Raw genomic sequence first — 21,441 nt, forward strand, 5'->3', positions numbered from 1 at the left:
GCCCATTCCGAAGCGATCAGACGTTGAATCGGAAATGCAGTACGTCGCCCTCGTTGACGACATACTCCTTGCCTTCCGCGCGCAGCTTGCCCGCATCCCGTGCTTTGGCTTCACCGCCCAGCAACACATAATCATCATAAGCGATGGTTTCCGCCCGGATGAATCCGCGCTCGAAGTCCGAGTGTATGACGCCAGCCGCCTGTGGGGCGCGGGCGCCCTTATGGACGGTCCATGCGCGGGCTTCCTTGGGGCCAACGGTGAAGAAGGTGATGAGGCCAAGCAGATCGTAGCCGGCGCGAATCACGCGGGCCAAGCCGGTCTCCACAAGACCCATCTCGGCGAGAAACTCCGCGCGTCCTTCCTCTTCCATACCGACGAGATCGGCCTCGATGGCTGCGGACACAGTCACGGCCTGTGCGCCTTCCGCGGCTGCCTTCTCGAAGACTTTGGCGCTATGAGCATTGCCCTTCGCAGCTGCGTCTTCCTCGACATTGCACACGTAGAGCACCGGCTTGGATGTGAGGAGCTGCGCCTGTTCGAAGACGCGCGCTTCTTCCTCGTCGGCGATCTGTGTGAGGCGCGCGGGCTTCCCCTCGCGCAGCAGGTCGAGCGCCTTGCCGAGGACCGCGGCGCCGATTTTACTCTCCTTGTCGCCCTGCGCCGCTTTCTTGGCGAGATTGGGCACGCGCTTTTCCAGGCTTTCCAGATCGGAAAGCATCAGTTCGGTCTCCACCGTCTCAGCGTCAGCGATCGGGTCCACCCGGTTGTCGACATGCTGGATGTCGTCATTCTCGAAGCAGCGCAGCACGTGGACGATCGCATCCACTTCGCGAATATTCCCCAGGAATTGGTTGCCCAGCCCCTCGCCCTTGGAGGCGCCTCGTACCAGCCCGGCAATATCCACGAAGGCGAGCTGGGTGGGAATGATCTTCTGGCTACCGGCGATCTTCGCCAGTTCGTCCAGTCGCTTGTCTGGCACGGACACCTGCCCGACATTGGGCTCGATCGTGCAGAAGGGATAATTGGCGGCCTGCGCCGCCTGAGTTTCCGTCAGCGCGTTGAACAGCGTGGATTTGCCGACATTCGGCAGTCCGACGATACCGCATTTGAAACCCATTCGTCCGGCCTTCTAAGGTAATGGAGAGAGGTGCGCCGATACAGGCTTCATTCCGCCTTGGCCAGCCGTTGACTGCGCGACAATTCATGGTGATCGGGTCGCACTGCGGCAATATTCTGGTCTTAGGTCGCGCACCGATGATTCCTGGCACACGTGTGGCGGCCATCGGCGCTGCCGCCCTCCTTTCGCTTTCGGCTGCCCAAGCCAGAACCCCGCAGGACGAGCAGCTGTGGGTCAATCTCACGGCGATGGGGGCGATCAAGGACGATCTCATCTATTTTGCCGAAGTGCAGCCGCGCTTTCGGGATGGCATGAGCCGCACGGACCAGGTGATTTTGCGTGGTGCGCTTGGCTGGAAACTCAGCCCAAAACTCTCTGTATATCAGGGCTATGGATATATCGTGCTGCCAGTCGCGGGCGCGACCGATACAGGCGAGCATCGCAGCTTTCAGCAGGTGAGCTGGACGATTGGATCGATTGCCGGTGGCGGATTCTCCTCCCGCACCCGGCTTGAGCAGCGCTGGCGTCGAGCAGACGGCGACGCCGGCTGGCGCCTCCGGGAAATGCTGCGCTATGTCCGCCCTTTCAATGAAGAAGGGAAGGGGAGCAAGGCGCTGGTTTATGCCGAGGGTTTTGTCGCGCTGAACGACACGAACTGGGGCGCACGGGGCGGATTTGACCAACTCCGCACATTTCTTGGCTTAGAAAATCCGGTGGGCGCCAAGTCCACGATCGAAGTGGGCTATCTCAATCATTATGTGAATACGGCCGGCCCAAACAACCGGATGAACCATGTGGCGTCGTTGACGCTCTTCTTCCGGCACTGAATGTCCTTCCGGCCGCCCACCGAGATGCGCGGCCGAAAAGCTCCATCAGTTAAGCGCCGACCGGCTGCGCATCCGTCCGTCTTACCACCACGGTGGACGAGCGCGGCTGCTCTCCCGCGATTGGCCAGTTCCCGGTGGGATGCTGGATGTTCACGAAGAACGTCTTTAGGTCGGGCGTATAAGCAAGGCCGGTGATCTCGCAGCCGACAGGGCCTACCAGGAAGCGCTTGGACTGCTTGGTGGTCTGATCGACATAGAACATCGCATTATGACCAAAGGCCTGATCGATCGTTTTGCCGGAGACTCCGGAATTGCCGGGCACGCTGTGGTCCGTCTGAACCCACAGGCGGCCTTGCGGGTCGATGCGCAGGCCATCGGGGCTTGAGAACGTGTCGCCATTGATATTGCCGACCAGATTGGCGCCACCCGAAGACAGTGAGGGATCGCCCGCGAGCAGGAAGATTTCCCAGCTGAATTTCGATGCGAGCGGCGAATTGCCCTCTTCCTTGAACTTGAGGATATGGCCGTGAAGATTGGTCACGCGCGGGTTTGCAGCGTCCACGACTCGTCGGCCGCTGTTGTTGGTAAGGGTGACAAAGACAGCACTATTATCCGGCGCGACCGTGATCCATTCAGGCCGGTCCATAACCGTACCGCCTGCGACGCGCGCCGCTGAGGCACAACGCACGAGCACCTCGGCCTGATTGGCGAAGCTAACCGTGGTTGGCGTTGGCGGGGTCGTGCTCTGCGAGACATTGCCGGGGTCGGATGCAGTGGTCGTCAGTCCGTTCTGCCCCTGCACGAGTGCGATCCAGTCGCCGCTTCCATTGGCATTGAAGCGCGCGACATAGAGTGTGCCGTAATCGAGAAGATCGGTGTTCGCCGCGCGGTTCGAGGTGCTGTAAGCGCGATCGGGCACGAACTTGTAAATGCATCCCGGCGTCGAATCGTCGCCCATGTAGAAGGCAACGCGGCGGTCGCTATTCGCCATGAAGGCAATGTTCTCGTGGCTGAAGCGGCCCAATGCGGTGCGCTTGGTCGGCGGGGCGAGCTCTTGGTAAGGGTCGATCTCGACGACCCAGCCGTAATTGTTGGCCGGTTGTGCCGGGTCGAGATAATTGTCCGTCGTCTCCTCGCAGGTGAGATAGGTGTCCCACGGAGTCCGACCGCTCGAGCAGTTGTTGAGCATGCCCTTGATGGTTCCGGAGAGGAGGCCCGCCGCAGGGCCGCCAACGCGATAGGTGGAATTGCCCGTGTAGCGCTTGTTGAGCGATGAGTTCTGGTTCACCGCCCATTTGCCATCTGCGCCGCGCGCGATCTCGACAATGCCGATGCCGACGGCGGAAAGGGCAATCGCCTTCTGGTCGGCCGTGGCCGTCGCCGCGTCGTAGCTGCCGGACATGAGGATGTTGAAGTCGGGATACTCGAAGTTGATCGCGAGTAGTCCAGCAGCGTTTGCGTCGCCGCTGACAGGCTTGAAATATTCCATGCCGTCATGATTGCCGCCGGCCCACTTCTCGGCGATCGCAGGCGTGGGGAACGAACCGGAATAGGGCGTTGCGCCTTTCTCGCCGGCGTCACCGGCCTTGAGCAGCACTTCCACGGTGTACCCAGCCGGAACGGTCACGGTGTCGTTCTGGTTGGCGGCGACGGAAGCGAAATTGACGGCGTAGCTGACAGTCGGGGTTGGCGTCGGAGTGGGGGTGGGTGTCGGCGTCGGTGTCGGATTGGGAATCGTAACGAAGCCGTCGTCATCCTCACCGCAGGCGGCCAGCATCGGCAGCACGGTCAGGCCCAAAATGCCGTTCTTAAGAATGGAACGACGGGAGGGATTGGCGGCAACGACAGCTTCCAAGCTGCCCGCTCCGGGCTGGGTTTCCTCGGCGGAACGATATGGCGCGCGCGCCTCATCGGTAAGATGTGACATTGTGATGAACCCCTTGCTTTATGACGATTGCGGCCTCGGTGGGACGCCGCGTTCCGGTCGGGAAGGGCCATCGCAGGGGGAGATTGCGGGGGCATTACGCAGCAAAGGCGTCAGCGTGACAGGTTGGCGACGCAACGGTGACAAGGCAGACATGATTTGAAACAATCTAGTCGGGAGGCACGGCCCGCTTTTCGATTTCGCCGGTTTGTCTTATCGACATGGGCGATGTCTGCCCTTCGACCAATGAGTGCCGCGCCATTGCGCGCCCTGCAAAGCCGCGCGGCTGCGGCAATACTGGTCGGTGCGCTCGCGCTTTCCGGCTGCGCGTCGACCAATTTTCGCCCGGTGAGCGATGTGCCCGTCCGCATCGGGCCGCCGTACAAGGTGCGCGGCGTGACTTACGTGCCTGCGGCACAGCCCACCTATGACATGCTGGGCTATGCGAGCTGGTACGGCTCTGAATCCGGGAACCAGACAGCGAATGGCGAACGTTTTCGCCCCAAGGCCGTCACCGCTGCTCATACTACACTTCCATTGCCGAGCTATGTCGAAGTGACCGCGCTGGACACCGGGCGGACCATTCTCGTCCGCATTAACGATCGCGGACCTTTCGCCGCCACGTCGCGGATCATCGATTTGTCGCAGGGTTCAGCCCGGCAGCTGGGCATGGAGAAGCAGGGGGCAACGGCGGTGCGCGTTCGCGTGGTGGACCCGCCCGAGGCGGACAAGGCTCGCCTGCGTTCGGGCAAGGAGGCGGTTGAGCGCCCTCGGGCGCCCGCATCCTCTCTCTCCTTCTGGCGTGGGCAACTGGGCCTCGCAAAGTAGCAAGCGGCGACGCCGCCGTTAGCGTGTTCAGGCCAGCAGCCGGAGCGCAACCTCGTTCATGAAACGCACATCGTCTCCCTGCGCGAGCCAGGGTGCTTCGGCAGCGATGGCGCCCAGCATGTCAGCCAGCGCATCCTGCTCTGCCTTCGCATAATTGCCGAGCACATAGCCCGTTACGCGGTCCTTGTGGCCCGGATGCCCAATGCCGATGCGGATCCGCCGGAAATCGGGGCCGATATGGGCGTCCGTTGAGCGGAGGCCGTTATGCCCCGCTGTGCCGCCGCCGCGCTTTACCTTCACCTTCATTGGCGCAAGATCGAGCTCGTCGTGGAAGAGAGTGATGTCTGCCGGCTCAAGCTTGTAGAAGTCGGCTGCGGCACGCACCGCGCGGCCGCTCTCGTTCATATAGGTCGCGGGCTTGAGGAGCAGAATCTTGTCCCCGCCGATGCGACCTTCGCTGCTCCAGCCCTGGAACTGCTTCTTCCAGGGGGAGAAGCCGTGCATCTCCGCGATGACATCCAGCGCCATGAAGCCGACATTGTGGCGGTGCAGGGCATAATCAGGGCCGGGATTGCCCAGGCCTACCCAAAGCTGCATCATCCTGTCCCCGAAAAGAAAATCCCGCCCGCCGGATAGGCGGACGGGATCGAATTGACCAGACCGGTGTCCGGCGAAGGCTTACTCGCCCTCGCTCTCCGCTGCGGCCTCGCTGTCGCCTTCCTGGCTCTTGAGCGCGGACGGCGCCACGATCGTCGCGATGGTGAAATCGCGGTCGTCAATGGCGGACTTCGCGCCCTTCGGCAGGCTCACAGCGCTGATGTGGATGGAATCGCCCACGTCGGTGCCGGAGAGGTCGATCGTGATGTCGTCCGGAATCTCGGCCGCATCGACGATGAGTTCGAGCTCGTGGCGAACCACGTTCAGCACGCCGCCGCGCTTGAGGCCGGCGGACTTCTCTTCATTGATGAAGACGACGGGAACGTTCACATGCACCTGAGCATGTTCGGAGACGCGCAGGAAATCGGCGTGGAGCGGGCGTTCGCTGACCGGGTGGAAGGCGACGTCCTTGGGAAGTGTGCGGACCTTCTTGCCGCCGACTTCGACCATGACCACCGAGTTGAAAAAGTGGCCCGTGCCCAGCAGCTTGGCGAGGATCTTCTCCTCGACGTGAACCATCTGCGGCTCTTCGTTATTGCCATAAATGACGGCGGGAACGCGGCCCTCCTTGCGGAGTGCGCGGGAGGCTCCCTTGCCTGCCCGATCGCGTGCCTCGGCCGACAGCGTAAGCGTATCGCTCATTTGCATGTCTCCATTGAAGCGTATTGGATGTAACTTTTCGCCACGCCTCCAGGGATGACCATGACGAAAGGTTGCGCGCCCCTAGCGAGAAAGGCGATCAAAAGCAAGCTTTCGCGGCTACTGCACGCGCGTGAGGCGCCAGCCTCGTCCTTCCAGTAGCGATCGGAGGTTGTCTTTGCCAGCTAGATGCCCGGCCCCCACTGCAATGAAGGGGACTGCCGAATGACGGGTCATGATGGCGTCGATCTGCGACGCCCACCGCGCGTTTCTCTGGTCAACCAGCATCGATCGTAAAGCCGGTTGTTGCCCCAGCCCTGCTACGAACAGGCGCCCAATCGCGTCCATATTCCCTTGAGACCAGTCCCGATAGAGTTCGGTGAGTAGCTGCTCGGAGGCGCCCGCGTCGCGGACCGCCTGCGCCAGCAACGCGCGCTGTTCAGGCTCCGGCAGGCGGTCGAAGAAGCGCAGTTGCCCCTCGATCGTTTCCAGCCCCGCCGCAGGCTTGCCCGCCCTGCCGAAGGCGGCCGTGAGAACCGCTTCCCCCGCTTTTCGGCTGGAGAAGCCCTCGCCGGCGCTGGCGCGAGCGTTGATGAGCAGCGCGGCTGCCCAGCTCTCATAGTCATCCAGACCAGAGGCCAATTGGGCATTTTGCGTCACGAGCGCGCGCAGACCCTTGCCGCCGGCCGGGTCGAGGCGAGAGGGCAGCGGAGGTAATCCGGCGCTACGCCCCAGCCGCTCGAATATGGTAAGGCTGGCGCGTTCGTCTTCCAGCCCGGTTACTTCCAGCCACAGCCAGTCAGAGCTGTCGATGGCCTTTTTGATAGCCGGGGTTAGCCAGCGCGCATCGCTAGGAACGGCGTGAATCGTGCCGAACAGCCACGCCTCGCGGCCGTCTTTCTCCATGTGCCAGAGCGCCGGCCGCGCATTGGTGAGTGGCGTGCGGAGCCAGAAATGCCAGGCGCCTGCAGCCATAAGCAGAACAAGGACGGCGGCGCCAATGACTGCCCGCCAACCGCCATATTTCCATTTCATCTCAGCGGTCGCTCAGCCGGCGTGCCTTGAGCCCGACCGCCGCGAGCTTGTCCTGCAGGCTTTCGCGCCCCGCCAGATGTCCGGCTCCGACTGCCAGGAGCACGACGCCTGGCCGCTCCATCCGCGTCTTGATCCATTCCGCCCAGCGCGCATTTCGGTCGAAGAGAAGGGTCTTCGCGATCCGGGGCGACTCGTCGAGCGACTTGTTCATCTCTTCGGCCAGTTTCTCGGTCTCCCCTTTTGACCATGCGCTGACCATCGCGTTCAGGGTCTCCGCTGCCTTGTCGCTTTCCTCGATCGTGCTCACCAGCATGTCGATCTGGTCTTGTTGGTCCAGACTGTCGAGAAAGCCGATCTGCTCCTCCGCCGTTTCTAGTCCGACCAGCGTCTTGCCGTCTGCGTTGGCCCGCGCCTTGAGGACGGCATCGACGCCCTGCTTCGGGTCATATCCGAGCCGCTGATAGGGCGCCATGGAAAGCGTGACCGCCACGAACCACGGCTTCATCCGGTCGAGAAAGTTCATGGGAAGCCGCTGCTCTTGCGCCATTGCCGTCAGGCGTGGGCGGATCGCTTCGGGCAGGAGAAGGCTGGTCAGCTGACCGCTCGGATTCGCGGCTTTGCGGAGCATGGTCCCGGCGCTCACATCCATATCGTCGACAACTTCGAGCGTCACTTCGTCCGCCTGCTCATAGGCCTCGCGCAGTCGTCCCTCAAACCATGCGACCTGTGGCTTCATCAGGTGGATCGTGCCCAGCAAGTAGATCGTCGTGTCCTTGTCCTTGACTATCCAGAGTGCGGGTCGCGCCCGAATGGACTTGGTCCACGCCGCCGGCTCAGGAGACGGCGCATTATCGACGCGTGCGGGCTGTGCGGCGAGCGGGGGAGAGGCAAGCAGCAGCGCCGCCAGGGAAATGGCGCCGCCTGTTCGGAAGAATCTCGCCGTCACCGTCCGTATCATGCGTGCCCCTTCTTGCTCACCTTGCTTGACCCCGCCGACCCCATGCGCCAAAGCCCCGGCGTTTCCGCGAGAGGATCGCGGGTTAGGCAGGCGGGCGAGTGATGCTGAGCTTTCAGCGATTGATCCTAACATTGCATGACTATTGGGCCAAGCAAGGCTGCGTGATCTTGCAGCCTCTCGATATGGAGGTGGGTGCCGGCACATTCCACCCGGCGACGACGCTGCGCAGCCTTGGGCCGGATCCGTGGAACGCTGCCTATGTTCAGCCTTCGCGCCGCCCCACGGACGGCCGATATGGCGAGAACCCCAATCGGCTTCAGCATTATTACCAGTATCAGGTCATCATGAAGCCGTCGCCGCCGGACCTTCAGGATCTCTATCTCGGCTCGCTCCGCGCAATCGGTATCGATCCGCTTCTCCACGACATCCGCTTTGTCGAGGACGACTGGGAGAGCCCGACGCTCGGCGCGTGGGGCCTTGGCTGGGAAGTCTGGTGCGACGGCATGGAAGTGACCCAGTTCACTTATTTCCAGCAGATGGGCGGCTTCGACTGTAAGCCGGTCGCGGGCGAGCTGACTTACGGTCTGGAACGCCTCGCCATGTATATTCAGGGCGTCGACAGCGTCTATGACCTCGTCTTCAACGATGCTGTCGGAAATCGCCCGGCGGTCACCTATGGCGACGTATTCCTGAAGAACGAGCAGGAAATGTCGAAGTGGAACTTCGAGGTGGCAGACACCGAGAAGCTGTTCCGCTGGTTCCGTGACTGTGAGGCGGAGTGCAAGGCGAGCATTGATGTCGGTGTGCCGCTCGCGGCCTATGAGCAGGCAATCAAGGCCAGCCATGTCTTCAACCTACTGCAGGCGCGTGGCGTCATCTCTGTGCAGGAGCGAGCGAGCTATATCGGCCGCGTGCGCGACCTTGCGCGCGGAAGCTGCGAAGCGTGGATGCATGTCAATGGGTGGGCGGCATGACCGACTTTCTTCTCGAACTGCGCTGCGAAGAAATCCCGGCGCGCATGCAGCTGAAGGCGAGCGAGGATCTCTCGCGTCTCTTCACGGACGAACTGGCGAAAGCCGGCCTCAAGCCCGCGCGCATCACCTCCTATGTCACGCCGCGCCGTCTCGCGCTCATCGCGCATGACCTGCCCGCCGCCACGGAAGCCGTCAGCGAGGAGTTCAAAGGCCCGCGCACATCCGCGCCTGCTCAGGCGCTCGAAGGCTTTCTGCGCAAGACGGGTCTGACGCAGGACCAGCTTGAGGACCGCGACGGCGTTTGGTTCGGGACGCAAGAGAAGGCGGGCCGCGCCACCGCAGATGTGCTCGCCGAAGCCGTGCCTGCCGTCATCCGCGCCTTCCCATGGCCCAAGTCGATGCGCTGGGGCGACGAGAGCGTCACCACGGAGAGCCTCCGCTGGGTCCGCCCGTTGCAGGGCATCGTCGCCATTCTAGGCGAAGATCTTGTCGCCATCGAAGTCGACGGCATCCGCTCGGGCTTTGCCACGATGGGGCACCGCTTCCACCACGAGGGTCCGATCACGATTGGCAGCGCGGCCGATTATGCCGAGAAGCTGCGCGCCTGCCATGTCATCGTCAGCCATCAGGAGCGGCAGGCGATCATTGCCGAGAAGGCCGCCGCGCTTGCCGCGAGTAAAGGCTATGCGCTCATCGAGGACGCCGGGCTCGTCGCGGAGAATGCGGGTCTGACCGAATGGCCAGTGCCGCTCATCGGCGATTTCGATCCCGCGTTTCTTGAGGTTCCGCCCGAGGTTATCCAGCTAACACTCAGGATAAACCAGAAATATTTCGTTCTGCGTGACGGCGTTGGTAAACTCGCACCCGCCTTCATCTGCACCGCGAATATCGACGCGATCGACGGCGGCAAGGCGATCGTGGAGGGCAACCGCAAGGTGCTCGCCGCGCGCCTCTCGGACGCGCGCTTCTTCTGGGAGCAGGACAAGAAGACGCCGCTGGCTGTTCACGCGGAGAAGCTCTCGCGGATCACTTTCCACGAGAAGCTCGGTACGGTGGCGGACAAGGTGGTGCGCGTGGCCAAGCTGGCCGAGTGGCTGGCCACCGAAGGCATTGTGCCAAACTGCGATCCCGCGCTGGCGCGGCAGGCAGCGGAACTTTGCAAGGCCGATCTCGTGACGGAGATGGTCGGCGAATTCCCTGAGTTGCAGGGCCTAATGGGCGGCTATTATGCCCGTGCAGAGGGTCTGCCAGATGCCGTGGCCGATGCGATCCGCGATCACTACAAGCCGGTGGGGCAGGGCGACGAAGTTCCGACCGCGCCGGTGACGGTGGCGATCAGTCTGGCGGACAAGCTGGATACACTTGTTGGCTTCTTTGTAGAAGATTTGCCGCCCACGGGTTCGAAAGATCCTTTTGCGCTTCGACGTGCAGCTCTGGGTGTCATCGCTTCTATAATCGACAATGGCATACGGTCTTCGTTGGGCATGGTGATCCGCCGTCACTCGGCGAGTTTCACGATGAGGCAACAAGATTGGCCTTCGGCGATCGAATATAGCCAACGTGAGAAGTTGCTTTCCAAATTGAGCGAGTTGGGCTCGGTGCCTGAGAGCGTGATCAAGTCTATAGCGTCTATTCTGTCGGAGCAGGCCGGCGAAACATGGGGCATGTCGTTCCGCAAAGCCGCTGTCAGGAATATTCGGACTACCGATGCACTTCTCGATTTCTTCGCCGACCGCCTCAAGGTTCAGCAGCGCGAAGCTGGTGTGCGTCACGACCTGATCGACGCCGTGTTCGCGCTTGGTGGTGAGGACGATCTCGTCCGCCTGCTCGCCCGCGTGAAGGCATTGCAATCCTTCGTCGAAACGCCGGACGGCGTCAACCTGCTTGCCGGATACAAGCGCGCGGCGAACATCCTCAAGAAGGAAGGCCCGGCCATCACGACGGGCAAGCCGATCAGCCAGGTCGGCGAGGAAGACCCCGGCATTGCGGTCGAGGACGCGGATGTCGCGGAGGCGATCCGTGCTCATGAGGCGCTGCCGCCTGCTTATGACCTTGAGCCCGCCGAGGCCGCGCTGATCGCGGCTCTCGACGCCGCCGAGCCCCGCGCCGAAGCCGCAATTGAAGCGGAGGATTTTTCCGCCGCCATGGCCGCGCTCGCGACGCTTCGTGCGCCGATAGACGCCTTCTTCGAGGACGTGACGGTCAATGATGCGGACGGGGTGAAGCGAAAGGCCCGCCTAGACTTGTTGACGCGCATTCGTGCTGCGGTGCACAAAGTGGCGGATTTTTCGCGGATCGAAGGCTGATCGATCCGCGAGCGCATAGGCCGGCATTCGACCGGCTATAAAAATCAGACGACAACTCGTCCAAACATCAGTGCAGGGTGAAACGGACCAATGACGAAATATGTGTATCGCTTTGGCGGCGGCGTGAACGACGGCGAAGTTGCCGGCATTGGGGGAGACAAGAATCTCCTGGGTGGCAAGGGTGCCAATCTGGATGGCATGGCTGCCATCGGCCTGCCGGTCCCGCCCGGTTTCACGATCACGACAGAGATGTGCACGCGCTATTATGCGGACGGTGAGACATATCCCGAGAGCCTGAACGCGGAAGTCGCGGCCGGCATCGCTCATATCGAGGGCGTGACGGGCAAGCGCTTCGGCAACGCGGCCGATCCGCTCCTCGTCTCGGTCCGGTCCGGCGCGCGCGTCTCGATGCCGGGCATGATGGACACGGTTCTCAACCTTGGCCTCAACGACGAGACGGTGGAAGGCCTTGCCGCCACATCCGGCGACGCGCGCTTCGCGTGGGACAGCTACCGCCGCTTCATCCAGATGTATTCCGACGTGGTGCTGGGCCTCGATCATGCTGCCTTCGAGGAGGCGCTGGAAGTCGCTAAGGAAGACGCGGGCTTCACGCTCGATACAGAGATGAGCGCGAACGACTGGCAAGCGCTGGTCGCCGAGTACAAGGCGCTCGTACAGAAGCAGTGGGGCAAGCCCTTCCCGCAGGATGTGCATGAGCAGCTCTGGGGCGCGATCGGTGCAGTGTTCGGCTCCTGGCAGGCCGAGCGCGCCAAGGTTTATCGCCGCTTGAACGGCATTCCGGGTGACTGGGGCACAGCCGTGAACGTGCAGGCGATGGTCTTCGGCAATATGGGCGAGACCTCGGCCACGGGCGTCGCCTTCACCCGCGATCCCGCGACGGGCGAAAATGCCTATTATGGCGAGTATCTCATCAACGCGCAGGGCGAGGATGTGGTCGCGGGCATTCGCACGCCGCAGTATCTCACCAAAGCCGCACGCGAGCGGGCAGGGGCAAAGCCGCTTTCCATGGAAGAGGCGATGCCGGAAACCTACGCCGAACTGGCGCGGGTGTTCCAGATCCTCGAAACCCATTACCGCGACATGCAGGACATCGAGTTCACGGTGCAGCAGGGCAAGCTCTGGATGCTCCAGACCCGCTCGGGCAAGCGCACCGCCAAGGCCGCGCTCAAGATCGCGGTCGATATGGCGACCGAAGGCCTGATCAGCGAGGAGGAGGCCGTCGCTCGTGTCGATCCCGCCGCGCTCGATCAGCTTCTGCACCCGACGCTCGATCCCAAGGCACCGCGCGACGTACTGACCAAAGGACTACCCGCCTCGCCCGGCGCTGCGTCCGGCCAGATCGTGTTCGATGCCGAGAATGCGGAGCGCCTGAACGAACTGGGCGAGGCCGTCATTCTCGTGCGCATAGAGACCAGCCCCGAGGATATTCACGGCATGCACGCCGCCAAGGGCATCCTCACTGCGCGCGGCGGCATGACCAGCCACGCGGCGGTGGTGGCGCGGGGCATGGGCCGCCCCTGCGTGTCGGGCGCGGGCGGCATCGCCATCGACATGGAGGCGCAGCTTCTCAAAGTCGGCGGACGTGCGCTCAAGGCTGGCGACATTATCACCATAGACGGCGGCACTGGCGAAGTGATGGCCGGCGAAGTGCCGACCGTGCAGCCCGAGCTGGCCGGCGACTTCGGCACGCTGATGATCTGGGCGGACAAGGTGCGCCGTCTGAAGGTGCGTGCCAACGCGGAGACGCCGCTCGACTGCAAGACCGCGCGGGAGTTCGGCGCGGAAGGCGTGGGGCTGTGCCGCACCGAGCATATGTTCTTCGATGCCGCGCGGATCACTGCCGTGCGCCAGATGATCTTGGCTGAAACCGAGAAGGGCCGGCGGGAGGCGCTGGCGAAGCTGCTGCCGGAGCAGCGTGCGGACTTCACGGCCATCTTCATCGAGATGGCAGGACTGCCCGTGACGATTCGTCTGCTCGATCCGCCCCTACATGAATTCCTGCCGCACGGTGACGGTGAATTCGCGGAAGTGGCGGAGGCTGCGGGTGTCTCCATCGAACTTCTCAAGCGTCGCGCCGCCGAGCTCCACGAGTTCAACCCCATGCTGGGACATCGCGGCTGCCGGCTGGGTGTGACCTATCCGGAAATCTACGAAATGCAGGCGCGCGCTATCTTCGAGGCGGCGATTGCGGTGGCAGAGCAGTCCGGTGAAGCGCCGATTCCCGAGGTCATGATTCCGCTCGTTGCAACGAAGCGCGAACTGGAGTTGATGAAGGCCGTTGTCGATGCCGCTGCCCAGGCGGTGTTCGCAGATAAGGGCCGCACGATCGACTATCTTGTCGGCACGATGATCGAGTTGCCACGTGCGGCGCTCATGGCGGGTGAGATCGCGGAAGTCGGGGCCTTCTTCTCGTTCGGCACCAATGACCTCACGCAGACGACCATCGGTATCAGTCGGGACGACGCCGGGCGTTTTCTCACCAGCTATGTGGACAAGGGCATCTTTGCCCGCGATCCGTTCGTCAGCTTGGATGTCGAAGGCGTCGGACAACTTATCCAACTTGCCGCCGAGCGTGGCCGGGCGACGCGGCCTGACGTCAAGCTCGGCATATGCGGCGAACATGGCGGGGATCCGGCGAGCATCGACTTCTGCGAGAAGACCGGCCTCGATTATGTTTCTGCGTCGCCCTATCGCGTGCCGATCGCCCGGCTGGCGGCTGCGCAGGCGGCACTGGCCGCTCGTTCAAAATAGGTGATGAAAAGGGGGTTGCCATGGGGCGCCCCCCGGACTATCTGCGCCTCTCCCAAGCCGACCTGCGGTCGGCGAAAGTGGCTTAAGCACCCGTAGCTCAGCTGGATAGAGCATCAGACTACGAATCTGAGGGTCGGACGTTCGAATCGTTCCGGGTGCGCCATTTTTCAATGACTTAGCACAGCTATATGTTCGCTTGAGTCCGCGTGCTCGCGGCCAACAATCACATGGCAATCACAGTGAACTTTTCGTGTGGTCGCCAGTCATCTGGCTCGGTCCCGATGCAATCGGACCCTTGGACGACTAATAGCCTTGCCTTCTTCTCTCTTCGCCAGCACCCACCTTGATCTCTGTTCCTCATTCGTTCTAATTTGAGTTTATCGCGTTGAGCGCGATTCGAACCACAGATTAGGAGTAACTGCCGTGCAGCATGACCTGCGGCACGACTTGCGGCTGCGCGCGGCTGCGAGCGTGATCTATGATGCCGTTTATCCGTCAGAGGAATGGTCCCCGGTCAGCTTTGAGGAAGCGGAGCGCCGTGAAACCGTACACTATCGGCAAGCCGTCGAGGCGGCGCTCCTTGTGCGTCCACTATTGACGGACCGAGCCGAGCAGTTGCGGCTGATCTGATTGTTGGCGATCGGGCGATACTCTTTGTTCAATGCCGTCGCCTGATTGACCAGATCACAGATGAGACACTCGTGAGAACAGCTGCGATGGCGAGCAGCATCTGCGAATCCAACATGAGCATAGGTCACCTCCAAACATGGTAGACCTAGATTTCGGGCAAGTAGGAAAGCCCCCAAGCCAGGGGGCGCAGGCGCCCTCAGGAACGGCCCTCGCCACGCACGAGCTTGTCGAGACGCGAGGCAATGCCTTTCCAGACCGTGACGCCGAGATCGTCACCTTCAAGGGCAAGGGCGCCAATGCGCTCGGCGACCTTGAGCGGCGCCTGCTCGCCATGTTTCCGAAAGAGCATGAGCGCCGCACCCCACATCAACTGGTCGTCGTTCTTTGGGATCATATGAGCGAGATCTTGTCGACGCTGAGGAGGTCGAACCCATCCCGTGTGCCCTGCACGCGAACACGCTGGCCGAGATAGCGGGAGAAGCTGCGATCGGGATCGAGATGCCACTCGCCGCCATCTTCGGTACGCAGAATGGTCCTCTTCCCATCCAGAAGCACAATGCCGATCAGATCATGGCGTGAACCGCGAGACATAGCTGCTCAGTCGTCGCTCTTGTCGATCTTATGCCCGGCAAGTTTCTTATGCGCCCGCTCGCTCTGTGCCGCGTCCGCCAGTCGCTCGCCTTTCGTCCGGCCGAACTTGAGGCGATTGGCGTCCGCCTCGGTCTCTCGGGCCGCCCGAGCCTGACGTTTGCGTGCTTGCCGCAAATTGATGATCTCGCCCACGCCGTCCTGTCCTTGAGAACCGAGAATGAGATCCTATTTAACCAGCAAGCTGCTCCCCCAGCAAATGAAGCTCACCCCACGGATGTACTGGGGTGGGCTTTTCAGCACCAGGGGCGGCGGGCACCGCCCCATGGGCGCGCTAAACCTTCACTAACCAGCATTGAGCCAAGCGACTTTCCATCGCGTGTAATGACGCGCAGCTTGCGGCCATAGCGATCTTGGTCGCGATCAGCTGCCTCCACCATGAAAGCGCCCGCGTTGAGCAGTTGCTGCAGGCGAAGGGTTGCCTTGTTCCCCAGGTCGGCTTCACTTTGGCAGCGCGGCGGGTGGGTCTCAGGCGCATCGATGTCTGCAATGCGGATCTTCACGCCATCGAGCCAGATTGTATCTCCATCCACCACGCAATTGGTGCCACCACCAGTGTGACAAAGAACGAAAGAAGTGCTCGCTGGTGCCTGAAGCCGAGCCTGAGCCGACCTGTCGTCGATGTTCGAAACGATGGCGCCCGCTCCGATTCCAACGAGGGCAGCAACGCCAAGGATCGTCAGAGGCGACACGGACGGCATTGCTTTTGCCCCCTGAAGGAAGCCGAGGAATGGAAAAGCCCGCCGAAACGGGCTTCTCGCACTCATGCGACCCTTCAATATGGTATTGATGACACTGTGAACGCATTCACGAGTTGACCGGGCAACATCTGGGCGGACCGGCCGCTAATGAGGATGGAGCCCAGTAGAGCTGCTGTCGTGTTGCCTCTGCCCTCCTGACGATGCGTGCCTCGCAGCGGATACTGGCGTCCGTTGAGCGTGATCGATGAGAAGGCAATCTCAAACTTGCCCGATTTGCCGCCGATTGCTCGTCCCGTCTTCCAGGACACTTTGCCCTCAGCGTGCGTGCCGCGGCGAATAGCCACGGCGCCATTTTCGACGACATCCCCTACGACCGTGAAGTTGACGATGTCGCCTACCTCGACCTTCTTGGAAGTGACTTCCTGATCTGGCGTCAGCACGATCATCGTGCTTGGTGGCAGCTCGCGACCGACCCAGACCTGCGGCGCCTGTTGCGCCGACGCCGTTCCGCCAAGCGCTGCAACTGAGAGCAGCGCGATAATTATCTTCATGATGTTCCCCCTTCGAGATGCGTCGGATCATCGCCCCCGCGATCCGACTCGCCGCACCGATCGCGACGATAACGGTTGCATGTCTGATTAAAAGATAAGGAACGAGTTAAGGCCGGCTCCAACCCACCCTTTTGCGCCGATTTCGACCTCTCGGTCACTCACTGTCCGAATGGAATTATTATTCTTTCGGTTTCGAGTTCGACTTTCAAACGCTTCTGCGGGTGCGCTGACAGGTGGCACGCGTAACCCACTGAATTTATTACGGGTCCTACCTGTGGGATATCCAAGAGATAAGCGGTGGAGGACCGCTTTTTCTCAATAACAGCCGTATCTATACTTTGAGGATTGTTTATTGTTCGGGTAATAAAGGAGAGTATTTTGCGTCAAAGTCCGTTTTCTTCGAGATAACGACCCAGCCCCTCGAGGCTGTGCTGGACGCGGTACGCATCTCTTGCGCTCAGACGGAGCAATGGCGGCCAACGGAGAAGTGCCGACGTCGGGGGATGAATGCGATATGTCCATCCTGGCGCTCCTCGAACGTCAGCGTTTGGATTTCTGGTTAAAAGGATTTGCACCAGCAGTTCGCCAAATCGAAATATGAAGTTGGCCACGCATTCCCGATCTTTGCTCGTCTCCCAGTCGGACCCGTCGTTACCCGTCGCTTCTTTGTTATATTGCCCGACGAATGGATCAGTCTCGTGCTGAAACAAGTAGAGGGAGACCATAGTGCCCGGTGGAATTGAGCGATCTCGATAGAAATCAGTGCGATCGCGCACGGAGTAAACATTTTCCCCGTCTCGACTGAGATCGGCCACCATCGACTTCATAACGAAGTACTGCGCTAGTAACTCCTGACCGACTGCTGGCAACTCAACAGCTCTTCTTTCGAGGATCGGCTGGAGGTACGGTCTGACGGCCATCTCCATCTGGCTCATCCACTCGTTGTTACATCGCCTGCAGGTTCTACGCAGGCTGATGACCTTGGGAGCGCCTTGACGGGATAAAACCCCCTTCACTTCTCTTTGCCGCCCTGCGGTCTTAGAGCGGGTATGGGTGTCTCCGTCGGGCAAGAGCGCATGAGCCCACTTCGGCCAGAAGTGCTCTTTGTCGAGATCGTGCCCCTCGCAGAAGCAGCAAGAACGCCGACCCTTCTTGAAAGCCTGTTTAGCCATCAATCCCCCCTTTCTTATGTCGTCCGTCGATTCCCCCGACCTACCAGTTCCACCCCTGCCCCGTGATGCCGCGCCAGATATTCACCGCCAGAAATGTCAGGATGATCGTCACGATTATGACGAATTCGATCCGCATCCATATCGGGTTTTCGTCCGGGTCTCGGGGATCGGGCCAGTCCTTCACAGCAGCGTCGGCGCCGCGCTGGGCTTCTTGACCCAGGCCACGTTGGTGCGCTCGACATGGATCTTGGCGGCCGGATAGGGCCGGTCGAACTGATAGAGTTCTTCGAGCGGCGCGGAGAGCCAGGTCTCCCAATCCTCCGGATCGAGGATGACCGGCGACCGATCGTGAATGTCGGCCAGCTCGGGCGCGTTGTCTGTCATTACGCCGGTGTAGCAGCGGCCCCACTCCGGGCTGTCCGTCCAGAGCCCGGCCCACGCGAACACCGGTTGCTCAGGCAGGGAGAGCCATGCTTCGGTCATCCTGCCCGGCTCGCCAATCGCTTCGGCATAGCGCGTGGTGGGTATCAGGCAGCGCTGCGAGGGCTTCTCGGCCGTCCACCGCCAGAAGAAGCTCTTTAGCTTATCGAACCTGGCATTGTTCACCGGCTTTGGCTTGAGCGGCTGTCCGGTCACCTTGGACTTCATGACGTGCGGGAAACCCCATGTCATCTGATCGATAACGAGCTCGCCGTCCTGCCGGAGCACGACAAGGCCGGGGTCTTTCGGATGAACGATCAGCGGCCCTTCGTTCACCTCGCGCCACATGCGCGCGCCAAAGGTGGTGCGAATGGTCTCCGGGTCTCCCCGCTGGGCTCGGTTGCACATGGCTGGTAATTTCGGGCGTCGCTGCCCATTGTCAATGCGACGTCGTGATAGAGGCTGGCCGCGCTCCGAGCGTCACCTCAACTGACTTGTGTGTCAATTTGGCGCAGATCCGTGGTGCGGCTGTTCAGGATAATTTGGCCTACAGAGTTGACGGGCCAGCCCCGTGGTCGGCTACATGCATTCTAAGGGGGATGTTCAAATGCGCTTTTCTCGAAAACTAATCTGCTTCGGCGCTGCAATCGCAGCGATTGTCAACTCACAGGCCAACGCTGCGGATATGCTCCAGTTCCGGATAAAAGGTACTGTTGAGGCGTTCGGAACCATCAACGACAGTTTCGGAAATCCATCGGACGGCACTGTAAACATCGATATAGATTTGGTCACGCCGGACGTTAACGCAGTGAACGACCGTCTTGAGAAGAGTGGCGATTTCTACGAGTATTTTTACCAACCCGCCGGCTACGCCACCTATTACGCAAATTTCTTCTACGACTCCTTTTCCGATAAATTTGTCCCTGGCCTGTTGAATTACTCGTACTCTACGCCTGGAACGTGCAGTGCGGCGCCGGGCATATGCAATGTTAGTGGAGGCACCGGAAGCTTCACAGTGACACCTATCTTATCCGGAGCATTGCCCGAACCAACTACCTGGGCCTTGATGCTTATAGGTTTTGGAGCCGTCGGCATTTCGCTGCGTCGGGCGGAACGATGGTCAAATCCGAGGCTCACGACTACGTAAGCCGTATCCGGTGGACACGTGGCCGATACGTGACGCCGAGCGGAGACAGAGCGATGAGCGAGCGGGAACTGCCAGCGGTGGACTTCGGAGCGCCGGCCGAAATGACCGAGAATGAGCGGCACTGGTATGGCGCCCAGGCAGCCGTGCAGGGCATCGGGCTGTGCCTCGGCTTTCCCCATGGCAGCGCCGAGCAAGTCGCTATCCCGACGGACGATATCTATGAGGCGCTGGGCTCTGCCATCGCCATGTTGCTCTCCGTCGATACCAGGCTCGCCACGCCCGGCGACGTGCGCCGGCGCGCGGAAGAGATCGCGAAATATGCCGGCCGCACCGCGAAGACGCTGCGCGAAGCCGAGGATCAGACCGGGCAGCGCCTCATGGACGCCTTCAGGATCGAGCAGACCGAGATCCGCAAGAACTAGGTTGTTGATCTATCTGACATCCGCTCTCGGCTCCGTTAGCAGAAACGCGGACTGACCGGACACGACGACATTGCGGACGTAATCGATTGGCCTGAATATGCCCATAAGGCGCCAGCCGGCTTGCTTTTACGTCAAGTGAAAGGCAGTCAGCAGGACATGCTCCTATTCCTAATGTGGCCTATTGCTCTCGCAGGAGCTTTCTATGGAGCGTTGCATTACTTTCCATGGTGGCATGCCAACGTAGCGAAAGAGGAAGTTCCAGAGGGCTATCTATTGAAGGCTTTCTACGGCTTTACTGTATTTGCTTTGGCTGTGGTCGTCGCTGTAAAGTTGCCCGGCCTATAACCGCCTCATCCGCACCATAAGCCATCGGCCAGCTAACCCCGACAAAGCTGCCGTCCACCGCTCATACCGAGCGCTCGAAAGCAGACGTGGCCTTTACCGGGGTCTCGGCATCTGCGGCCTGGCCTGCATATGATGGGCGGGCTGTTCCTGCTCACCCGCGAGCAGCCGGATCCGATTTCGGTTCGCATGGGCGCTTCGCACTCGGCCAAGGACATTGTCGCGCCAACCGAAGCAATCGACGAAAGCCTCGACCGCTTCCCTTACTTGGCGGTTGCGGAAGCTCGTCCAAATGAACGCTAACGCCGCGATCTGCTCATTGTCCAAGCTGTTTAGGCGATCGGCGTTGTCGGCAGCGCGATCAATGATTGCGAGTGCGTGCTCAAGCTCCATGAAGCCCGTTAAATATCGCGGGGCTTTTCAGTTCATTGACTGCGGTGAATTGCTCTTCTCGCGCGATTAAAAGTCAAGGTCGCGGCCTCCGTCTCGGCAGACGAGACGCGCTTGTCCAATTCATCAAGAAGGTTCACTCAGCCGTCAGACAGCAGTGCGTCAATCATAAATCGGAATGTGTTAGCGGCATCGCTGCGGTGTGCCTCGCGTGATTCCGAAGACCCGACATATTTAACGACTTCCGCCCCCGCTTCCTGCATCTTTTCATCGGGATCGCGGATCGCTGCGATGGCGGCGCGGGCGATCTCGGCAAAGTCCGCTTCAGTGAATTTTTCTTCTACCGGCAGCGAGCCGTCGCTCAGCAAAGAAGGCGAAAGCTGTTTGCGAAAAGCAAGCGCGGCGCGCTCAATTGGTGACATCTTCACTTCCTTTCTCAATCCGACCTAGCCTCATGCGCGGGACCATCACGGGCGCGTCTTCGCCCTCCGGGTGCTTGCGGCCGTATCTGATGCCGATGGCGATTGCCCGTCTGATATTTACCTGAGGGTCGAACGACGTCAGCTCCAAGCGATGCTCTCGCGACAGTCGCAACGCTTCGTCCTGGGTCGTCCGCCTACTCATTGCCACCTCGGCTTGTTCTCATTACGTTCTCGCAAGTGCTCCTATCAGCCCCTCTTGATTCGGGATATCTTTTGCGTCTCTGGTGCTTCCGTTGTGCCAGGGGAGAGACGATCGACCTTGCGCCAATTCTGGAGCGTGACTCCCTAACATGCGCGCACGGTCATGCATTTGGCGATCTAATGAGATGGTGCTTGCGGCGTCGGCGCGGCGTGGTGTCGCCCGACCGCTTCGTCGGCTATGTTCCGGCCACGAGGAGACAACGCGACTTATCGCCATGCTTCACAGCTGCGCAGCTCAGTGAAAAAGGCTCGACGTTAAACGGGGAGACATGGTAATATTTTAGCTCAGGGTGACGTG

The 21,441-nt window shown here is 61.0% G+C and carries 23 protein-coding genes and 1 tRNA gene; 10 read left to right on the forward strand and 14 right to left on the reverse strand.

The annotated features are described in order from the left end of the window. Window positions 1-16 precede the first annotated feature (16 nt). The gene (gene ychF, locus ACNAOH_RS00400) at window positions 17-1,117 is read right to left on the reverse strand and encodes a redox-regulated ATPase YchF (RefSeq protein ID WP_443970827.1); all 1,101 of its coding nucleotides are present in this window, start codon (window positions 1,115-1,117) and stop codon (window positions 17-19) included. 137 nt (window positions 1,118-1,254) lie between these two features. On the opposite strand from ychF, the gene ACNAOH_RS00405 reads away from it, so the two are divergent. After that, a complete protein-coding gene (locus ACNAOH_RS00405; RefSeq protein ID WP_443972157.1) occupies window positions 1,255-1,944 on the forward strand; it encodes a DUF2490 domain-containing protein in 690 nt (229 codons plus the stop codon). Between the two features lie 49 nt (window positions 1,945-1,993). Here the strand turns inward: ACNAOH_RS00405 and ACNAOH_RS00410 are convergent, their stop codons facing one another. Beyond that, window positions 1,994-3,871 (reverse strand): PhoX family protein, encoded by a 1,878-nt coding sequence (locus tag ACNAOH_RS00410; RefSeq protein WP_443970828.1) that lies wholly within the window; start codon window positions 3,869-3,871, stop codon window positions 1,994-1,996. Between the two features lie 243 nt (window positions 3,872-4,114). Here ACNAOH_RS00410 and ACNAOH_RS00415 point away from each other — a divergent pair, with 243 nt between their 5' ends. Further along, entirely contained in the window at window positions 4,115-4,696 is a 582-nt protein-coding gene (locus tag ACNAOH_RS00415; RefSeq protein WP_443972158.1) for a septal ring lytic transglycosylase RlpA family protein, read from the forward strand. Between the two features lie 27 nt (window positions 4,697-4,723). Here ACNAOH_RS00415 and pth read toward each other — a convergent pair whose 3' ends face one another. The 4 genes from pth to ACNAOH_RS00435 form a co-directional block, all read right to left on the reverse strand. Continuing rightward, complete coding sequence (gene pth, locus ACNAOH_RS00420; protein ID WP_443972159.1) at window positions 4,724-5,293, reverse strand: aminoacyl-tRNA hydrolase; 570 nt, start codon at window positions 5,291-5,293, stop codon at window positions 4,724-4,726. 81 nt (window positions 5,294-5,374) lie between these two features. Further along, window positions 5,375-5,995, reverse strand: a complete 621-nt coding sequence (locus tag ACNAOH_RS00425; protein ID WP_443970829.1) for a 50S ribosomal protein L25/general stress protein Ctc — start codon at window positions 5,993-5,995, stop codon at window positions 5,375-5,377. 117 nt (window positions 5,996-6,112) lie between these two features. Next, a complete protein-coding gene (locus tag ACNAOH_RS00430; protein ID WP_443970830.1) occupies window positions 6,113-7,027 on the reverse strand; it encodes a TraB/GumN family protein in 915 nt (304 codons plus the stop codon). A gap of 1 nt (window position 7,028) precedes the next feature. Beyond that, on the reverse strand, window positions 7,029-7,985 hold the full coding sequence (locus tag ACNAOH_RS00435) for a TraB/GumN family protein (protein WP_443970831.1): 957 nt from the start codon (window positions 7,983-7,985) through the stop codon (window positions 7,029-7,031). A 101-nt stretch (window positions 7,986-8,086) separates the two neighbouring features. Here ACNAOH_RS00435 and ACNAOH_RS00440 point away from each other — a divergent pair, with 101 nt between their 5' ends. The 5 genes from ACNAOH_RS00440 (at window position 8,087) to ACNAOH_RS00460 (ending at window position 14,667) form a co-directional block, all read left to right on the forward strand. After that, complete coding sequence (locus ACNAOH_RS00440) at window positions 8,087-8,959, forward strand: glycine--tRNA ligase subunit alpha (protein ID WP_443970832.1); 873 nt, start codon at window positions 8,087-8,089, stop codon at window positions 8,957-8,959. Further along, window positions 8,956-11,265, forward strand: coding sequence for a glycine--tRNA ligase subunit beta (glyS, locus tag ACNAOH_RS00445; RefSeq protein WP_443970833.1), 2,310 nt, complete (start codon window positions 8,956-8,958; stop codon window positions 11,263-11,265). Before ACNAOH_RS00440 ends, glyS begins: the two co-directional genes overlap by 4 nt. Window positions 11,266-11,355: 90 nt before the next feature. Next, the gene (gene ppdK, locus ACNAOH_RS00450) at window positions 11,356-14,037 is read left to right on the forward strand and encodes a pyruvate, phosphate dikinase (RefSeq protein ID WP_443970834.1); all 2,682 of its coding nucleotides are present in this window, start codon (window positions 11,356-11,358) and stop codon (window positions 14,035-14,037) included. An 86-nt stretch (window positions 14,038-14,123) separates the two neighbouring features. Further along, window positions 14,124-14,200 (forward strand) — tRNA-Arg (locus ACNAOH_RS00455). A gap of 260 nt (window positions 14,201-14,460) precedes the next feature. After that, window positions 14,461-14,667 carry a hypothetical protein gene (locus ACNAOH_RS00460; RefSeq protein ID WP_443970835.1) on the forward strand — a complete coding sequence of 69 codons (207 nt, stop codon included), beginning with the start codon at window positions 14,461-14,463 and terminating at the stop codon, window positions 14,665-14,667. Window positions 14,668-14,863: 196 nt separating this feature from the next. On the opposite strand, the gene ACNAOH_RS00465 is transcribed toward ACNAOH_RS00460, so the two are convergent. The 7 genes from ACNAOH_RS00465 to ACNAOH_RS00495 all read right to left on the reverse strand — a co-directional run bounded on the left by ACNAOH_RS00465 (window position 14,864) and on the right by ACNAOH_RS00495 (window position 18,567). Further along, window positions 14,864-15,061: a DUF6961 family protein gene (locus ACNAOH_RS00465; protein WP_443970836.1), complete on the reverse strand. Its 198-nt coding sequence runs from the start codon at window positions 15,059-15,061 to the stop codon at window positions 14,864-14,866. After that, the gene (locus ACNAOH_RS00470; protein ID WP_443970837.1) at window positions 15,058-15,258 is read right to left on the reverse strand and encodes a DUF5818 domain-containing protein; all 201 of its coding nucleotides are present in this window, start codon (window positions 15,256-15,258) and stop codon (window positions 15,058-15,060) included. The genes ACNAOH_RS00465 and ACNAOH_RS00470 overlap by 4 nt, the downstream gene beginning before the upstream one ends. Window positions 15,259-15,264: 6 nt before the next feature. Further along, a complete protein-coding gene (locus ACNAOH_RS00475; RefSeq protein ID WP_443970838.1) occupies window positions 15,265-15,450 on the reverse strand; it encodes a DUF4169 family protein in 186 nt (61 codons plus the stop codon). Between the two features lie 101 nt (window positions 15,451-15,551). Further along, window positions 15,552-16,016 carry a thermonuclease family protein gene (locus tag ACNAOH_RS00480; protein WP_443970839.1) on the reverse strand — a complete coding sequence of 155 codons (465 nt, stop codon included), beginning with the start codon at window positions 16,014-16,016 and terminating at the stop codon, window positions 15,552-15,554. A gap of 74 nt (window positions 16,017-16,090) precedes the next feature. Further along, window positions 16,091-16,567, reverse strand: coding sequence for a hypothetical protein (locus ACNAOH_RS00485; protein WP_443970840.1), 477 nt, complete (start codon window positions 16,565-16,567; stop codon window positions 16,091-16,093). A gap of 383 nt (window positions 16,568-16,950) precedes the next feature. Next, window positions 16,951-17,739, reverse strand: a complete 789-nt coding sequence (locus ACNAOH_RS00490; RefSeq protein WP_443970841.1) for a hypothetical protein — start codon at window positions 17,737-17,739, stop codon at window positions 16,951-16,953. Between the two features lie 180 nt (window positions 17,740-17,919). Beyond that, complete coding sequence (locus ACNAOH_RS00495; protein ID WP_443970842.1) at window positions 17,920-18,567, reverse strand: SOS response-associated peptidase; 648 nt, start codon at window positions 18,565-18,567, stop codon at window positions 17,920-17,922. Window positions 18,568-18,730: 163 nt separating this feature from the next. On the opposite strand from ACNAOH_RS00495, the gene ACNAOH_RS00500 reads away from it, so the two are divergent. From ACNAOH_RS00500 to ACNAOH_RS00510, 3 genes are all read left to right on the forward strand, one after another. Then, window positions 18,731-19,306, forward strand: a complete 576-nt coding sequence (locus ACNAOH_RS00500) for a PEPxxWA-CTERM sorting domain-containing protein (RefSeq protein ID WP_443970843.1) — start codon at window positions 18,731-18,733, stop codon at window positions 19,304-19,306. A gap of 53 nt (window positions 19,307-19,359) precedes the next feature. Then, window positions 19,360-19,728: a hypothetical protein gene (locus ACNAOH_RS00505; protein ID WP_443970844.1), complete on the forward strand. Its 369-nt coding sequence runs from the start codon at window positions 19,360-19,362 to the stop codon at window positions 19,726-19,728. A 474-nt stretch (window positions 19,729-20,202) separates the two neighbouring features. Then, window positions 20,203-20,373, forward strand: coding sequence for a hypothetical protein (locus ACNAOH_RS00510; protein WP_443970845.1), 171 nt, complete (start codon window positions 20,203-20,205; stop codon window positions 20,371-20,373). 227 nt (window positions 20,374-20,600) lie between these two features. Here the strand turns inward: ACNAOH_RS00510 and ACNAOH_RS00515 are convergent, their stop codons facing one another. Then, complete coding sequence (locus ACNAOH_RS00515; RefSeq protein ID WP_443970846.1) at window positions 20,601-20,882, reverse strand: hypothetical protein; 282 nt, start codon at window positions 20,880-20,882, stop codon at window positions 20,601-20,603. Window positions 20,883-21,441 lie beyond the last annotated feature (559 nt).

The organism is Sphingobium sp. CR28, assembly GCF_052327305.1.
In the GTDB taxonomy this organism is placed as follows: domain Bacteria; phylum Pseudomonadota; class Alphaproteobacteria; order Sphingomonadales; family Sphingomonadaceae; genus Sphingobium.

Excerpts from the sequence above, each read along its gene's own strand:
- ychF (WP_443970827.1), bottom strand. The coding sequence starts at position 1,117 with ATGGGTTTCAAATGCGGTATCGTCGGACTGCCGAATGTCGGCAAATCC.
- ACNAOH_RS00405 (WP_443972157.1), top strand. The coding sequence starts at position 1,255 with ATGATTCCTGGCACACGTGTGGCGGCCATCGGCGCTGCCGCCCTCCTT.
- ACNAOH_RS00410 (WP_443970828.1), bottom strand. The coding sequence starts at position 3,871 with ATGTCACATCTTACCGATGAGGCGCGCGCGCCATATCGTTCCGCCGAG.
- ACNAOH_RS00415 (WP_443972158.1), top strand. The coding sequence starts at position 4,115 with ATGAGTGCCGCGCCATTGCGCGCCCTGCAAAGCCGCGCGGCTGCGGCA.
- pth (WP_443972159.1), bottom strand. The coding sequence starts at position 5,293 with ATGCAGCTTTGGGTAGGCCTGGGCAATCCCGGCCCTGATTATGCCCTG.
- ACNAOH_RS00425 (WP_443970829.1), bottom strand. The coding sequence starts at position 5,995 with ATGAGCGATACGCTTACGCTGTCGGCCGAGGCACGCGATCGGGCAGGC.
- ACNAOH_RS00430 (WP_443970830.1), bottom strand. The coding sequence starts at position 7,027 with ATGAAATGGAAATATGGCGGTTGGCGGGCAGTCATTGGCGCCGCCGTC.
- ACNAOH_RS00435 (WP_443970831.1), bottom strand. The coding sequence starts at position 7,985 with ATGATACGGACGGTGACGGCGAGATTCTTCCGAACAGGCGGCGCCATT.
- ACNAOH_RS00440 (WP_443970832.1), top strand. The coding sequence starts at position 8,087 with ATGCTGAGCTTTCAGCGATTGATCCTAACATTGCATGACTATTGGGCC.
- glyS (WP_443970833.1), top strand. The coding sequence starts at position 8,956 with ATGACCGACTTTCTTCTCGAACTGCGCTGCGAAGAAATCCCGGCGCGC.
- ppdK (WP_443970834.1), top strand. The coding sequence starts at position 11,356 with ATGACGAAATATGTGTATCGCTTTGGCGGCGGCGTGAACGACGGCGAA.
- ACNAOH_RS00465 (WP_443970836.1), bottom strand. The coding sequence starts at position 15,061 with ATGATCCCAAAGAACGACGACCAGTTGATGTGGGGTGCGGCGCTCATG.
- ACNAOH_RS00470 (WP_443970837.1), bottom strand. The coding sequence starts at position 15,258 with ATGTCTCGCGGTTCACGCCATGATCTGATCGGCATTGTGCTTCTGGAT.
- ACNAOH_RS00480 (WP_443970839.1), bottom strand. The coding sequence starts at position 16,016 with ATGCCGTCCGTGTCGCCTCTGACGATCCTTGGCGTTGCTGCCCTCGTT.
- ACNAOH_RS00485 (WP_443970840.1), bottom strand. The coding sequence starts at position 16,567 with ATGAAGATAATTATCGCGCTGCTCTCAGTTGCAGCGCTTGGCGGAACG.
- ACNAOH_RS00490 (WP_443970841.1), bottom strand. The coding sequence starts at position 17,739 with ATGGCTAAACAGGCTTTCAAGAAGGGTCGGCGTTCTTGCTGCTTCTGC.
- ACNAOH_RS00495 (WP_443970842.1), bottom strand. The coding sequence starts at position 18,567 with ATGTGCAACCGAGCCCAGCGGGGAGACCCGGAGACCATTCGCACCACC.
- ACNAOH_RS00505 (WP_443970844.1), top strand. The coding sequence starts at position 19,360 with ATGAGCGAGCGGGAACTGCCAGCGGTGGACTTCGGAGCGCCGGCCGAA.
- ACNAOH_RS00510 (WP_443970845.1), top strand. The coding sequence starts at position 20,203 with ATGATGGGCGGGCTGTTCCTGCTCACCCGCGAGCAGCCGGATCCGATT.
- ACNAOH_RS00515 (WP_443970846.1), bottom strand. The coding sequence starts at position 20,882 with ATGTCACCAATTGAGCGCGCCGCGCTTGCTTTTCGCAAACAGCTTTCG.